Below are 13,038 nucleotides of genomic sequence, written 5' to 3'. Positions count from 1 at the left end.
TCAGAATGAGCCCGCGCCTGGCGCGGGCTTTTTCTTTTTCTTTTGCGTGGCAAAGAGCGGACAATGGCCTTGCCTTCCTCGATTTCCTGACAGAAAGTCAGGGCGTCAAATGCACGGCCCGCGACCGAGGAGGTACCCCAATGGTCCGACGCTGGTTATCCGTCGTCTTCGCGATCTGCGCGACGGCGATTCTCGTGGCGCCGCCCGCCACGGCGCTGGTGCTGCCCACCCCGCGGGCCTTCGTCTCCAACCTGGATCTGGACTGCTTCAAAACAAACCCGTATCAGCCGCCCGCAACCTCCATTACGCTCAGGCACCTCAATCCGCAACTAGGTGACCTGCCCATTCAGACGGTCACGCTCGGCGCCCGCGAACAATTATGTGTCCCGGTCGCGAAGAACAATGTGATTCCGCCGCCCGGCGTCCTCGACTTCGTCAGATTCGTCGACCTGTCCTGCTACCGGATCACCGGCCCGTCGATCAACAGGACCATCGTTCTCCACCACCTCAACCCGGTCCTTCAGGACCAGCCGCGCAAGCAGGTCGTGCTGAACCAGCCGCAACAGCTCTGCGTGCCCGTGGCCAAGAACGGCGTGCTCCCGTCCGCCGAGGTCCTTTCGGTGATCCGCCACATCGACCTCGAGTGCTACGGCTTCACCCCCAACCCGGTCATGAACAAGACGCTGAACCTCAGGCAGCTCAACCCGGTGCTGAGCAACATCCCGCCGGCGAACGTGCAGGTCCTCGCCGCCCGCCAGCTCTGCGTGCCCGTGCAGAAGCGCGGTGACAACATCCCCGCCGCGACGCTGAACATCGTGCGCTGGCTTGACCTGGAGAAGTACGACGTCAACGCCGCCACCACCGCGCCGGTGACGCTGAACCTGCGCCACCTCAACCCCGTGCTCGGGCAGCTTCCCGGTGAGACGGCGACGCTCACCGGCCGCTCCCAGCTGGCCGTGCCGGTGGCCAAGAACGGCATGGTCCCGCCCGGGTGATCTCCGAAGGTCGGGCGGGGTCAACGGCCGCTGGAGAGCTGCCAGCCGTCCTTGGCCCCGCCCCTCCCGATTCCCAGCGCGGCCTGGATCATCGGGAACGACGCCTTGAACTCCCTCGTCCAGTACGGCCACGTGTGCGTCCCGTTGGCGTACAGGTTGAGCGTGTGCCGGATGCCGAGCCCGTTCAGCCGCCGCGACAGCGCCTTCGCCGTGTACGCCGAGATCGGTTCGCCCAGGTGGGCCGGATGCCAGGGCGAGCCGGGCGGGTCCAGCGGGCCGAGGAAGCTCGTGGTGCCGCTGGAGATGTACAGGCTCGTGCCCTTCAGGCCCGGCGCCAGCGCCATCGGGTCGTTCATCGTCCAGACCTTCTTGTCCTTGACCGGGTCGCCCCACAGGGCCTTCGGGTTCTGCTTCTCGCTGGCCTGCGCGTTCATGATGACCTCGGGGATGCCGGGGAGCCCGGTGGCCACGATGCCGCTGTAGGAGCCGGCGAAGCGGAACATTCCGGGGTAGCGGGCCGCGTACTTCATCGCGCCGTAGGCGCCCATGGACAGGCCCGCGATGGCGCGCCGCGTGCCGCCCCGGTAGCCGATCTCCACCAGGCGGCGTACCTCGTAGGTGTGGAAGGTGGCCCATTTCGGGGTGCCGCCGCGGCCGCCGTTGTACCAGTCCGAGTAGTTTCCCGCCCGTCCCGCCTCCGGCATGACGACGATCGCGTCCACGTTCTCGGTGAACGCCGCGACGTCGGTCATCCGGGTCCAGGAGGTGTAGTCGTCGGCGCCGCCGTGCAGCAGGTACAGCACCGGCCAGGTCCGCTTCGCCGACTTCGACCAGCCTTTGGGCAGCAGCAGGCGTACCGGCATCATCCGCCCGATCGACGGCGAGGAGATGAGGATGTCCAGCGTGCGCGGCCCGAGCCACCGCTCGCGCACCACCCGGGCGCTGCCGGGCAGCGCCTTCTGCCAGGGCGCGCTTCGCCGGCTGTTTTCCGGTACGGCCGGCGCCTTCGTCGGCCCGCCCTCCGGCACGATCGACCAGTCGGGATCGGCCACCGCGGGCGTGGCTCCGGCGGCGAGGATGAACGTGACGGCCAGGGCCGTCAGGGCGCGCGATCGCATGGTGGGTTCCTCCGCCGGTGAGGCTAGGGCTCCACGCGGAGGCGGGCTATGAACCCGCGGCAACGAATCGGCCCGCCAGTTGTCACCCGCGTGACAAATCGCTCCGGAGGAATGTTCGGCACGGGCCTGCCCCCGGCCCCGGCCTCGTGGGTAGGTTGGCCGATCACCCCGGCAGTATGGGAGCGCACGTGGACGTCCGTGGCTTTCTCCTTGAACGGCTCGCGGCCCGGCTGGCCGGCGAGGAGGTCGATCCGGACCGGCCGCTGGAGGAGTACGGACTGTCGTCCAGGGACGCCGTGGCGGTGGCGGGAGAGCTGTCGGAACTGCTCGGCCGGGATCTGAGCCCCACCCTCGTCTGGGCCAGCCCGACCGTGAACCAGTTGGTCCGCGCCCTGTCCGAGCCTCCCGCGATCTCACGCCGGCAGCACGCGCGCGCGGAGGACGAGCCGATCGCGGTGGTCGGAGCCGGGTGCCGGGTGCCGGGCGCGCACGGGCCGGAGGAGTTCTGGCGGCTGCTCCTGGACGGCCGGGACGCGGTCGGGACCGTGCCCGGCTCCCGCTGGGCGCCGTTCGACGACGGCTCCGCCTCGGCCGGGGACGCGCTGGCCAGGACGACCCGGCACGGCGGGTTCCTGGCGGACGTGGCCGGGTTCGACGCCGAGTTCTTCGGCATCGCGCCCGGTGAGGCGGCTGTCATGGATCCGCAGCACCGGTTGCTGCTGGAGACCGCTTGGGAGGCGCTGGAGCACGCCGGTATCGCGCCTCGGGGGTTGCGCGGGAGCCGTACCGGGACATTTGTTGGTATTTCCGGGAATGAGTATGCCTATCTGACCACCGCCGACCCCGCCAAGGTCGATGCCTGGACGGCGACCGGGGCGGCGTTGAGCATCGCCGCGAACCGCCTGTCCTACCTACTCGACCTGCGCGGACCCTCCCTGGCCGTCGACACCGCCTGCTCGTCCTCACTGGTGGCGACCCACCTGGCGGTCCGCAGCCTGCGCGCCGGAGAGAGCGACCTGGCGGTGGCGGCCGGCGTCAACCTGCTGCTGTCACCGATCATCACCATGGCCTTCGACCAGGGCGGCGGCACCTCGCCCACCGGCCGATGCCGCGCGTTCGACGCCTCGGCCGACGGCATGGTACGCGCGGAAGGCTGCGGCGTCGTGGTGCTCAAACGGCTCCCCGACGCGCTGCGCGACGGCGACCGCGTGCTGGCCGTGATCACCGGCACCGGCGTCAACCAGGACGGCCGCTCCAACGGCCTGGTCGCCCCCAACCCGGAGGCGCAGGAGTCGCTGCTGAGACAGGTACACGCCGGCCTCCCCGAGCCCGCCTACATCGAGGCCCACGGAACCGGCACGTACCTGGGCGATCCGATCGAGGCCGCGGCCGTGGCCGCCGCGTTCCCCGGCGGGCGGGTGCTGCTGGGCTCGGCCAAGTCGAACCTCGGCCACCTGGAGGCGGCGGCGGGCGTGACCGGCCTCATCAAGACCGTCCTGGCGCTGCACCATGGCGTCATCCCGCCCAGCATCCACTTCACGACCCCCAACCCGCACATCCCGTGGGAGCGCCTGTCCGTCGTCACCGAACCCACCCCCTGGCCACGGCCTCGGGCGGGGGTGTCCTCGTTCGGCTTCGGCGGCACCAACGCCCACATAGCCCTCACCGCCGCCCCTCCCGCCACCGTCCTCGCGCCCGGCACCGCGAAGCACGTGTTCACGATCAGCGACATCGGCGCCGACCGGGTGCGGTCCCACGCCGACCTGCTGGCGGAGTGGGTCACCGGCCGGGACCAGGCATTGGCGGACGTGGCGCACACGCTGGCCAGGCGGGCCGGACGGGGAAGGACCGCCGCCGCCGTCGTGGCCGCCACCTCCGCCGAACTCGCCGAAGGCCTGCGCACCGCCCGCCCGTTCACCCTCCCGCCCGTCTGCGCGGGTCCCGTATGGGTCTTCAGCGGGTACGGCGGGCAGTGGCGCGCCATGGGCCGCCACCTCTACGAGACGGAACCCGCCTACCGGGCCGCCCTCGACGACCTGGCCCCGCTCCTGAGAGCGGAAGCGGGCATCGACCTCTGGACGACCCCCGAGGGCGTCGCCCAGGCCCAGCCCCTGATCTTCGCCACCCAGATCGCCCTCGCCAGGCTCTGGCAGGCGTACGGCATCCGCCCCGCCGCCGTGATCGGCCACTCGATGGGCGAGGTGGCCGCCGCGGTGGTGGCCGGTGGGCTGAGCCCGCATGACGCGGTCCGGGTGATCTGCCGCCGCGCCCGGCTCCTGGGCACACTCGGCGGCGGCGGCGCGATGGCGATCGTCGAGGCGGCGGCGGACGAGATCCCGGACACCCTCCACATCGCCGTCCACACCTCACCCCGCCAGACCGTGATCACCGGTGACCCAGGCCTGGTGGCCGAGTTCGCCGGGAAGATCGCCGCCTCGGGCCGGCTGGCCAGGACGCTGACCGCCGAAGGCGCCGGGCATTCGCCGCAGGTCAAGCCGTTGTTGCCGCTGATCAGGGAGGAACTGGCCGGGATCGATCCGGGTAAGCCGGCGCTGCCGTACTACTCGACGGTCTTGGACGACCCGCAGGAGGTGCCGGTCTTCGAGGCCGCGTACTGGGCGGCCGGAGTGCGCCGGCCGGTGCGCCTGGCCCAGGCGGTACGCGCCGCCGCCGAAGACGGATTCACCGTCTTCACCGAAATCAGCCCCCATCCCCTTCTCACCTCCGCCCTCCACGACACGCTCACCGACTCCGGCGGGGCGCTCGTCACCCACTCGCTCCGCCGCGAGGACGATGCGGAGTTCTACGCTCAGGTGGCGACGGTGGCCGCCGCCGTCCCGCCGAGGACGACCGGGCGGATCGTGGACGTCCCGCACGCGCCCTGGCGGCACGAGCGTCACTGGGTCCCGCCGCACCGCCGCGCCGCGACACCGGCCGATGGCGTTCACCGCCTGCTGGGCGCGCACGTCGAGGCCCCGGACGGCCACGCGTGGAGTACCGCCCTGGACGACCTGTCCGACGCCCCATGGCGCCTCGGTCCCGCCACCTGGCACCGCCACGGCCGCCCGGTACTGCCGGTCACCGTGGTCGCCCGCCTCGCCCACGCCGCCGCCCGCGAGGTCCACGGCGCGGTGCCGTTGCACGACGTCGTGCTGCACGCTCTCCTGCCGCTGCCCGCGCGCGTCACGGTGACGCTGTCCGGCGAGGTCGTCCGGGTCAGCGCCAAGGACGCCGCCGGAATCTGGAAGGTGTACGGCACCGCCGCGCTCACGCCCGGCCCGGCGGCGGACGGCTTGGAGAGGGTCCGGCGGGTATGCGCGGACGGGACGTTGGAGGGCGTGGAACTCCGGGATGTTCCGCCGCACGAGGTTCCGGCCCGGCTGGAGGACAAGCTGGTGGAGCGGGTCTGGGTCGAAGCGCCTCCTGGCGAGGAGGGATCGGGGCCTCGGTCGGTGTTCGTGGTGCCGCGCGGGCTGGACCCGGCGGGTACGCGGGAGCTGATCCTGCGCATCGCCCGCGAGGCCTCCCCGGGCGAACGGCTGACGATCGTGACCCGGCGGGCGCAGGCCGTACTCGACGGGGAGAAGCCCGATCCCGGGCCCGCGTCGTTGCGGGGGCTGGTCAGGGTGCTGGCCCTGGAACGTCCGGAGTTGCGGGCCGTGCTGGTGGACGTGGACGACCTCGCCGTTCTGGACAGGGAATGGGCCTGCGACGACGCCGAGGACGAGGTGGCCTGGCGGGACGGCACCCGCTACGCCGCCCGGCTCAGGCGCGTGGACCTGCCGCCCGCCCGGCTTGGGCGTGGGGATCCGGTGGTGGGGCCGGGGGCGTACGTGGTGACGGGTGGGTTCGGGCGGCTCGGGCTGGCGGTCGCGCGGTGGCTGGCCGGCCGGGGGGCCACGCGGATCGTGTTGAACGGCCGCTCCGCTCCCGGGGATCTCACCGGGCTGCCGGCCGGTGCGGTGGTGGTCGTGGGGGATCTGGCCGAGGACGGTACGGCGGAGCGGCTCGCCGAGGCCGCTACCGAGGGCGGCGTGCGGCTGCGTGGGGTGGTGCACGCGGCCGGGGTGCTCGACGACCGGCTGATAGCCGACCTCGACGCCGACAGTCTCCACAGGGTGTGGAACGGGAAGGTGACCGGTGGGCTCCGGCTGCACGAGGCCACTCGGGGGGCGGACTGGTGGGTGGCGTTCTCCTCGGCGGCCGCGTTGCTGGGCTCGCCTGGGCAGGGCGCCTACGCCGCCGCCAACGCCTGGCTGGACGCGCTCTGCCAGGTACGCCGGGCGGAGGGAGCGGCGGCTGTCTCCGTCGACTGGGGGACTTGGGCAGGGGCCTGCGCTTCTGCGCTGCCTGCTGTTGAGGCGCTCACCGTGGACGAGGGGATCGAGGCGCTGGAGGCGCTTGTGCTGCGGGAGTGTTCGGCCGGGGTGGTCAAGCTGGATGCCGGGGCGGCGGTGGCGGCGTTTCCGGGGGTTGGGCGCATGCCGTACTTCTCTGAGGTGGTGGAAGGGGAGGCGGAGGCGGGCGGGGACGTGTCCGCGCGGGTCCGGGGGCGGGTGGCGGCGGTGCTGGGGGTTGACGCCGGGCGGCTCGATGACGGGAGCGTACTCACCGAGCTGGGGCTGGACTCGCTGGCGGCCACGCGGTTGCGGGGGCTGATCGAGTACGACTTCGGGGTGGTGGTGCCGGTGGCGCCGCTGCTCAACGGCGGGACGCTCGGGGAACTGGTCGCGGCGGTGACCGGGGCGCCCGCCCGGGTGATCGGGCCCCGGGACGCGGCTGAGCGGCAGGTGGTGCGGGTGCTGGCCGGGTTGATGGGGTACGAGCCTTCGGTCACCGACACCGTGCCGCCCGAGGTGGTGCCGGTGGCGCTGGACGTGCTGGGGCGTGAGGTGGGCAGCCGGGTCGTCACCGCCGGGACACCCGAGGCGCGGATCTGCGACCTGGCCGACGCCATCAGGGCGGTGGACGAGGTGGAGGCGGAACGCGGACTCCTCCGCCCTCTCAACCGCCACGCCCGAACGCACCCCGAGTTGGTGGTTCGGGGGGCGTTGTTCCTGGGGCATCCGGCCGGGGGGACGACCGGGGTCTACACGTTGCTGGCTTCCCGGCTGGCTCTGCCGGTTTTCGGGCTGGAGCGGATTGACGATCCTGAGCTGGGGATTCCTGAGCGTGCGGCCCGGTATGCCGAGCAGATCCGGCGCACGGGGCCGGGGCCGTACCGGCTGGGTGGGTGGTCGTTCGGGGGGATTCTGGCTTTTGAGACGGGGCGGTTGCTGGGCGCCGACTGCGAGATCGTGGTGATGATCGACTCCGGGCTGCCCGAGGTGGTGCCGGAGGAGGACAGGCGGCTGCTGCATGCCGGGAGATATGCGGATTTCGCGGGATATCTCGGGAGAACGTATGGGGTGCGGGTGCGGCTGGAGCGGGACGAGCTGGCCTCGCTGGACGAGCAGGGACAACTGGACCTGGCGGAGGCGCGCATCGCCGAATCGGGCGTCCTGAGCATGCTCAGCCCGGCCATCCTCCGCCACCAGATCACCTCCCACGAGGACACCCGCGCCATCGAGCGCTACCGCCCGGGAGTCCACACCGGCCGCGTGGTCCTGTACCGCAGCACGGAGCCCACGCCCTGGGCCGTGGAGGACGCTCGCTACCTGCACCACGACGACCCGGCCAGAGGCTTCGCCCCGTTCAGTCCCGCCCTGGAGATCGTCGAGGTGCCGGGCTCGCACCACCTCAACCTTCTGGACCCGCCCCACGTCGAGTTCGTCGCCGCCCATCTGGAGGACCTGCTATGAACCTGGCACAGGCCGTGGCCGCCGGAGCGCCGCCCGAGGAACTGGCCCGCCTGGACGTGCCCCCCACCTACCGCGCCGCCTACATCCACCGCGACGAGGTCGGCATGTTCAAGGTGGCCCCTCACACCAACACCGACACCGACAAGGACGTACGGCTTTCGCTGCACGTGGGCCAGGTGCCGATGCCGGAGCTGGCCCCGGACGAGGTGCTGGTCGCGGTCATGGCCAGCGCGATCAACTACAACACGGTGTGGTCGGCGATGTTCGAGCCGATCCCGACCTTCGCCTTCCTGGAACGGCTGGGCCGTACCGACCCGCGCCACGACCTGTCCACGCACGTCCTGGGCTCCGACGCCGCGGGCGTGGTCGTGCGCACGGGCGCGGCCGTACGCCGGTGGAAGGTCGGCGACCGGGTGGTGGCCGGGCCAGCGTACGTGGACGGCGAGGACCCGATCGCCCAGCACGACGGGATGCTGGCCGCGGACCTGCGGGCCTGGGGGTTCGAGACCAATTTCGGCGGGCTGGCGGACTTCGCGGTGGTCAAGGCGACCCAGTTGCTGGCCAAGCCGCGGCATCTGAGCTGGGAAGAGGCGGCCTGCAACCTGCTGTGCGCCGCGACCGCGTACCGGATGCTGGTGGGGGAGCGCGGCGCGCGGATGCGGCAGGGCGACGTCGTGCTGTTGTGGGGGGCGACGGGCGGGCTCGGCGGGTACGGCGTGCAGCTTGTGAAAAATGGGGGCGGCATTCCGGTCGGGGTGGTGAGCTCGCCGGAGAAGGGCGAGTTGCTGCGCGCCATGGGGTGTGAGCATGTGATCGACCGGTCGGGGTTCGATGATCTGGCCGACGAGAAGGACTGGCGGCGGCTCGGGGCCGAGGTGCGCAGGCTGGTGGGGGAGGATCCGGGGATCGTGTTCGAGCACACGGGCCGGGAGACGTTCGGGGCCTCGGTCTACGTGGCCAAGCGCGGCGGCGCGGTGGTGACGTGCGGGTCGTCGAGCGGCTACGACCACGCCTACGACAACCGGCACCTGTGGATGAAGCTCAAGCGGATCATCGGCTCCCACGGGGCGAACTACCAGGAGTGCCACGAGGTCAACCGGCTGATCTCGCTGGGGATGGTGCATCCGACGCTGTCGCGGGTCTATCCGCTGGAGCGGGCGGGGGAGGCGGCGCGGGCCGTACAGACGAACCGGCATGTCGGGAAGGTCGGGGTGCTCGCGCTCGCGCCCGGTGAGGACCTCGGGGTCGAGGACCACGCGCTGCGGGCGCGGATCGGGGAGGAACGGCTCAGGTTGTTCCGCCGAGCGCCTGCCGCGCCCTGAGCACGATCTCCAGCTCAAAGCGGATGTCGGGGTCGGCGAGTTGGTCGCCGTAGAGCTCCTCCAACTGCCGCAGCCGGTAGCGGACGGTCTGCGGGTGCACGTGCAGCCGCGCGGCCACCTCGCCGGCGCCCCTGCCGTGGCGCAGCCAGGCCAGCAACGTCTCCGCCAGCCGGTCCTGCTGGGTGGGCCGCAGGTGCGCCAGCGGCGCGAGCCGCGTCTCGGCCAGCGCGTCGACCAGCTCCTCGTCCTTGAACACGACCAGCGTCGCCATGTGGTCGGCGCACCTCAGAAGCCCGCGCGGCAGCACGCCGCGCGCGGACAGCTCCAGCGCCTCGCTGGCCCACCGTAGCGACGTCGAAGCCGAAGCAAGGGGTACGGCGGGCCCGATCGCCGCCTTCAACCCCCGCAGCGCGACATCCATCGCCTGGCCCTGCCCGCGTGGATCGGGCACGAGCAGGCACGGATGGGCACGCTCGAGACCGGTGAGCACGTCGGGCGGCAGCGCGGGCCGGCGGTAGGCGCCGTGCTGGTCGCCCAGCGCCACGCAGGCCACGGTCTTGGGCAGCCGCCAGCCGGCCGCCTTGGCCAGATCGGCGATCGCCTCCTGGCCGGCGGGCGGCTGGCTGAGCAGCAGGTCGAGCAGGCGGGTGCGGCGGCGTTCGATCTCTCCGGCGGCGTGGGCCTTCGCCTCGTCGAACCCTTCCGCGGCGGCGTCGGCGAGCTGGTCGAGGTAGACGAAGATGGCCTCGCCCAGGTCGTAGAGCGACTGGGGGGACAGGCCGAGCGGCCCGGCGATCTCGGTGAGCCGCCGCCAGCCCACCCGGGCGCCGAGACGCAGCGCGGTCTGCAGGGGTTCGAGGTTGCGGCCCTCGGCGGCCTCGCCCCGGCCGATCATGCGGAACGGCTCGGGGTCCCAGGCGGCGTCAGGATTCTCGATGCGGTCGAGGAAGCCGTAGATGGCCTGCTCCACGGCCATCCGGATGACCTTGATGTACACCTCGTCCGAGGGGCGGGCGTACTCGGGGATGCGGGCCTGGATCTCCTCGATCACCTCGGTGGAGACCCGGCCGATGCCTTGCCGGAGTGTCGTCACGACGTCCGCGGGCGTCCGGGTGTCGCTCCTGATGGCCATGGTCCCTCCCGACGCCATTGTGACTGATGCGCCAGAAGAGTGGGTAGCAAGTGCTTGTTTTTGTCACCGTTCGAGGAAAGTGCCGAGCTCCCGCACGTTGATCAGCCCGTCGCCGTCGAGGTCCAGCTGCTTGACTGCCTCTTCGGCGCGCTCAAGCGTGACCGGCTGGCCCATGATCTCCATCAGCCGCACGAACTCCTCGGGCGAGATGAGCCCGTCGTTGTCGGCGTCGATCAGCTTGAAGGTCGCCTCGTAGTCGTTCATTGATGTTCCTCCTGTGTCGGGTCAGACCTTAGTGGCGAATCGGCGGGGCGAGTCGATAAATGCCACGACTTGCAGGCGTTTGTCGAGGGACCACGCCTACCCCACCGATCCCCCCTTCGAACCCGCTCGGGGCATGCGTCCATCCCGAGCCCCCGATCTCGACGGACACCGCGCCGTCGCGGAACTCTCGGCGGGTGCCCACCCGAGCCCGGGAACGCGACCTCCGACAGAACCCGGAGCGGTTCGACGCGACAACCATCCCTTCCCCCGATCCGCAGCACAGCTCTGCGCTCGGCGCACCTTGAGGAGGGTCTGGCGTTGGGCCGCAAGTCGGAAATATCCGGCTAGGGTCGGGTCTCATGGGGGAAAATCTCGTCATCCAGTCCGCGCCCAACCTGCGTGACATCGGCGGTCAGGCCACCCGGGACGGCAGGAAGGTCCGCACCGGCTTGGCCTTCCGGGCCGGCGCCCTCGACCGGCTCGACGAGCAGGACCAGCGCCGCCTGTACGACGCCGGTGTGCGGCTGGTGTGCGACCTGCGTACCTCCACCGAACGCGCCGAGCAGCCCGACCGCCTGGCCGACGGCATCACCTACCTCGTGCTGGACGTGCAGCGCGGTGGCGGCCACGGGGCCGACATCGCCTCGCTGTTCACCTCTCCCGAACAGGCGGAGGCGCTGCGCTCACCGCGGGACGCGGAGAACTTCATCGTCGAGGTCTACCGCTCCTTCATCACCACCCAGGAGGCCCACGAGGCCTACGCCGACCTCCTGCGCGCCCTCGCCAAGCCCGGCACCCTCTTCCACTGCACCGCCGGCAAGGACCGCACCGGCTGGGCCGCCGCCCTGCTCCTCACCCTGCTGGGCGTGGACCGCGAGACCGTCATGGCCGACTACCTGGCCAGCAACGCCCACCTGGAAGCCCTGGCCGTGGGCGTCTACGCGCTGGCGGCCCAGCACGGCATCGACCGCGAGCTGGTCCGCCCGCTGCTGGAGGTCCGCGAGGACTACCTCAACGCCGCTTTCGACCAGATCACAACCACATACGGCGATATTTCAGGCTATGTACGGCAAGGCCTTGGCCTGACCGACATCGACCTCCAAGCCCTCCGCGACCTCTACCTCCACTAACGCCGCCACCTAAGCCTCCTCCAACCACGCCTCCTCCAACCACGCCTCCTCCAACCACGCCTCCTCCAACCACGCCTGCTTCATGCACGCCTGCTCCACGCACGCCTTCTCCACTAACGGCTCATCCTGGCCGCCAGCGCCGCCCCCACCCGCTGCACATGCGCGTCCCCGGCCGGATCCAGCCCGGTCAGCGCCGCCACCCGGCGCAGCCGGTAGTCCACGGTGTTGGGGTGCAGGTGCAGCGCCTCGGCCGTGGCCCGGCGGGACCGCCCGTGGCGCAGGTGGACCTCCAGCGTGCGCAGCAACTCCGGGTACGCGTCCAGCGGATCGAGCAATGCGGCCAGTTCGCGGGAGGCGGCGGTCGGCCGGGTGAGCTGGTACTCCAGCAGCACGTCCGTCAGCCGGTAGAGGCCGGGCCCGCGGCCGAACCAGCCCACGACGTCCAGCACCTCCCGGGTCTGCCGCATCTGCTCGGGCACCTCCGTGGGCGTGGCGTGGGCCGCCGCGGCGGTCACCGGCCCGCGGCCCGCCTCCGCCAGCCGTCCCACCAGGAGTTCCAGCCGCTCCCACGGCCCCGACCAGGGCAGCAGCGCGGCGCCCGTGGGCCGGTCGAAGAGCGTGCCGGGCGCGAACGCCTCCAGTTCGCGCTCGATCCGGTGCAGCTTGCGCCGCGTGGCGACCGCGCCGCCCTCCCCGGCCGACAACGACAGGACCGTGTAGGCGGGGGCGAGGCCGTCCACGTGCTCGCCGTTGAGCAGGGCCGACAGGAGGCGGTGCCGTTCGTCGCGCTCCTCGGCCGACAGGCGGCTGCGCTCGTCGAAGTAGGCGGAGGTGACCACCTCGGTGACCCGCCGCGTGTAGGCGAGGATCAGCTCGGTACAGGCCAGTACGTCGGCCAGGTCGCCGGGTTCCGCCCGCGCGGTCAGAGTCCGCCAGGTCTCGGCGAAGGCCAGGTGATAGGCCTCGATGAGCGCGCCGGGCGGCATGCCCTGCTCGGCGCCCCTGATCGCGGTCTCGGCGACCCGGCCGCCCGGCTCGGCGGGCACCGTACGCTCGCGCAGCGCCCGCGACAGCGCCAGGAGATTCTCCTCGACCAGCGTGACGATGTCGTGGGCCACTTCCCCAGCGGGCAGGTCGCGGTAGTGCTCGACGTCGGCCAGCATCCGCGCCACGAGCACGCGGGCCAGCCGGGCCCGCTCGTGCGCCAGCCGGCGGTGCACGCTCACGCCGCCGATCGTCAGCTCTTTGTCATCGGTCACAATGAACTCTGCGAATC

General features: G+C 71.7%; 8 protein-coding genes. 4 read left to right on the top strand and 4 right to left on the bottom strand.

The annotated features are described in order from the left end of the window. The first annotated feature begins 5 nt into the window (after window positions 1-5). A complete protein-coding gene (locus tag ACFWYW_RS17850) occupies window positions 6-995 on the top strand; it encodes a hypothetical protein (protein ID WP_379641012.1) in 990 nt (329 codons plus the stop codon). A gap of 20 nt (window positions 996-1,015) precedes the next feature. Here ACFWYW_RS17850 and ACFWYW_RS17845 read toward each other — a convergent pair whose 3' ends face one another. Further along, window positions 1,016-2,113: an alpha/beta hydrolase gene (locus ACFWYW_RS17845; protein WP_379618382.1), complete on the bottom strand. Its 1,098-nt coding sequence runs from the start codon at window positions 2,111-2,113 to the stop codon at window positions 1,016-1,018. Window positions 2,114-2,301: 188 nt separating this feature from the next. On the opposite strand from ACFWYW_RS17845, the gene ACFWYW_RS17840 reads away from it, so the two are divergent. Continuing rightward, window positions 2,302-7,914, top strand: a complete 5,613-nt coding sequence (locus tag ACFWYW_RS17840; RefSeq protein ID WP_379618384.1) for an SDR family NAD(P)-dependent oxidoreductase — start codon at window positions 2,302-2,304, stop codon at window positions 7,912-7,914. Beyond that, a complete protein-coding gene (ccrA, locus tag ACFWYW_RS17835; protein WP_379618386.1) occupies window positions 7,911-9,236 on the top strand; it encodes a crotonyl-CoA carboxylase/reductase in 1,326 nt (441 codons plus the stop codon). Before ACFWYW_RS17840 ends, ccrA begins: the two co-directional genes overlap by 4 nt. Here the strand turns inward: ccrA and ACFWYW_RS17830 are convergent. Both ACFWYW_RS17830 and ACFWYW_RS17825 read right to left on the bottom strand, forming a co-directional pair. Further along, the gene (locus tag ACFWYW_RS17830; protein WP_379618388.1) at window positions 9,202-10,368 is read right to left on the bottom strand and encodes a helix-turn-helix domain-containing protein; all 1,167 of its coding nucleotides are present in this window, start codon (window positions 10,366-10,368) and stop codon (window positions 9,202-9,204) included. The genes ccrA and ACFWYW_RS17830 overlap by 35 nt on opposite strands. A 63-nt stretch (window positions 10,369-10,431) precedes the next feature. Then, a complete protein-coding gene (locus ACFWYW_RS17825; RefSeq protein ID WP_379618390.1) occupies window positions 10,432-10,632 on the bottom strand; it encodes an EF-hand domain-containing protein in 201 nt (66 codons plus the stop codon). A gap of 359 nt (window positions 10,633-10,991) precedes the next feature. Here ACFWYW_RS17825 and ACFWYW_RS17820 point away from each other — a divergent pair, with 359 nt between their 5' ends. Then, complete coding sequence (locus tag ACFWYW_RS17820; protein ID WP_379618392.1) at window positions 10,992-11,762, top strand: tyrosine-protein phosphatase; 771 nt, start codon at window positions 10,992-10,994, stop codon at window positions 11,760-11,762. A 113-nt stretch (window positions 11,763-11,875) separates the two neighbouring features. Here the strand turns inward: ACFWYW_RS17820 and ACFWYW_RS17815 are convergent, their stop codons facing one another. Beyond that, entirely contained in the window at window positions 11,876-13,021 is a 1,146-nt protein-coding gene (locus tag ACFWYW_RS17815) for a PucR family transcriptional regulator (RefSeq protein ID WP_379618394.1), read from the bottom strand. Window positions 13,022-13,038: the final 17 nt, after the last annotated feature.

This window comes from Nonomuraea sp. NPDC059023, assembly GCF_042740095.1.
Taxonomy (GTDB): Bacteria; Actinomycetota; Actinomycetes; order Streptosporangiales; family Streptosporangiaceae; genus Nonomuraea.
This window is presented reverse-complemented; position numbering and strand designations above follow the sequence as displayed.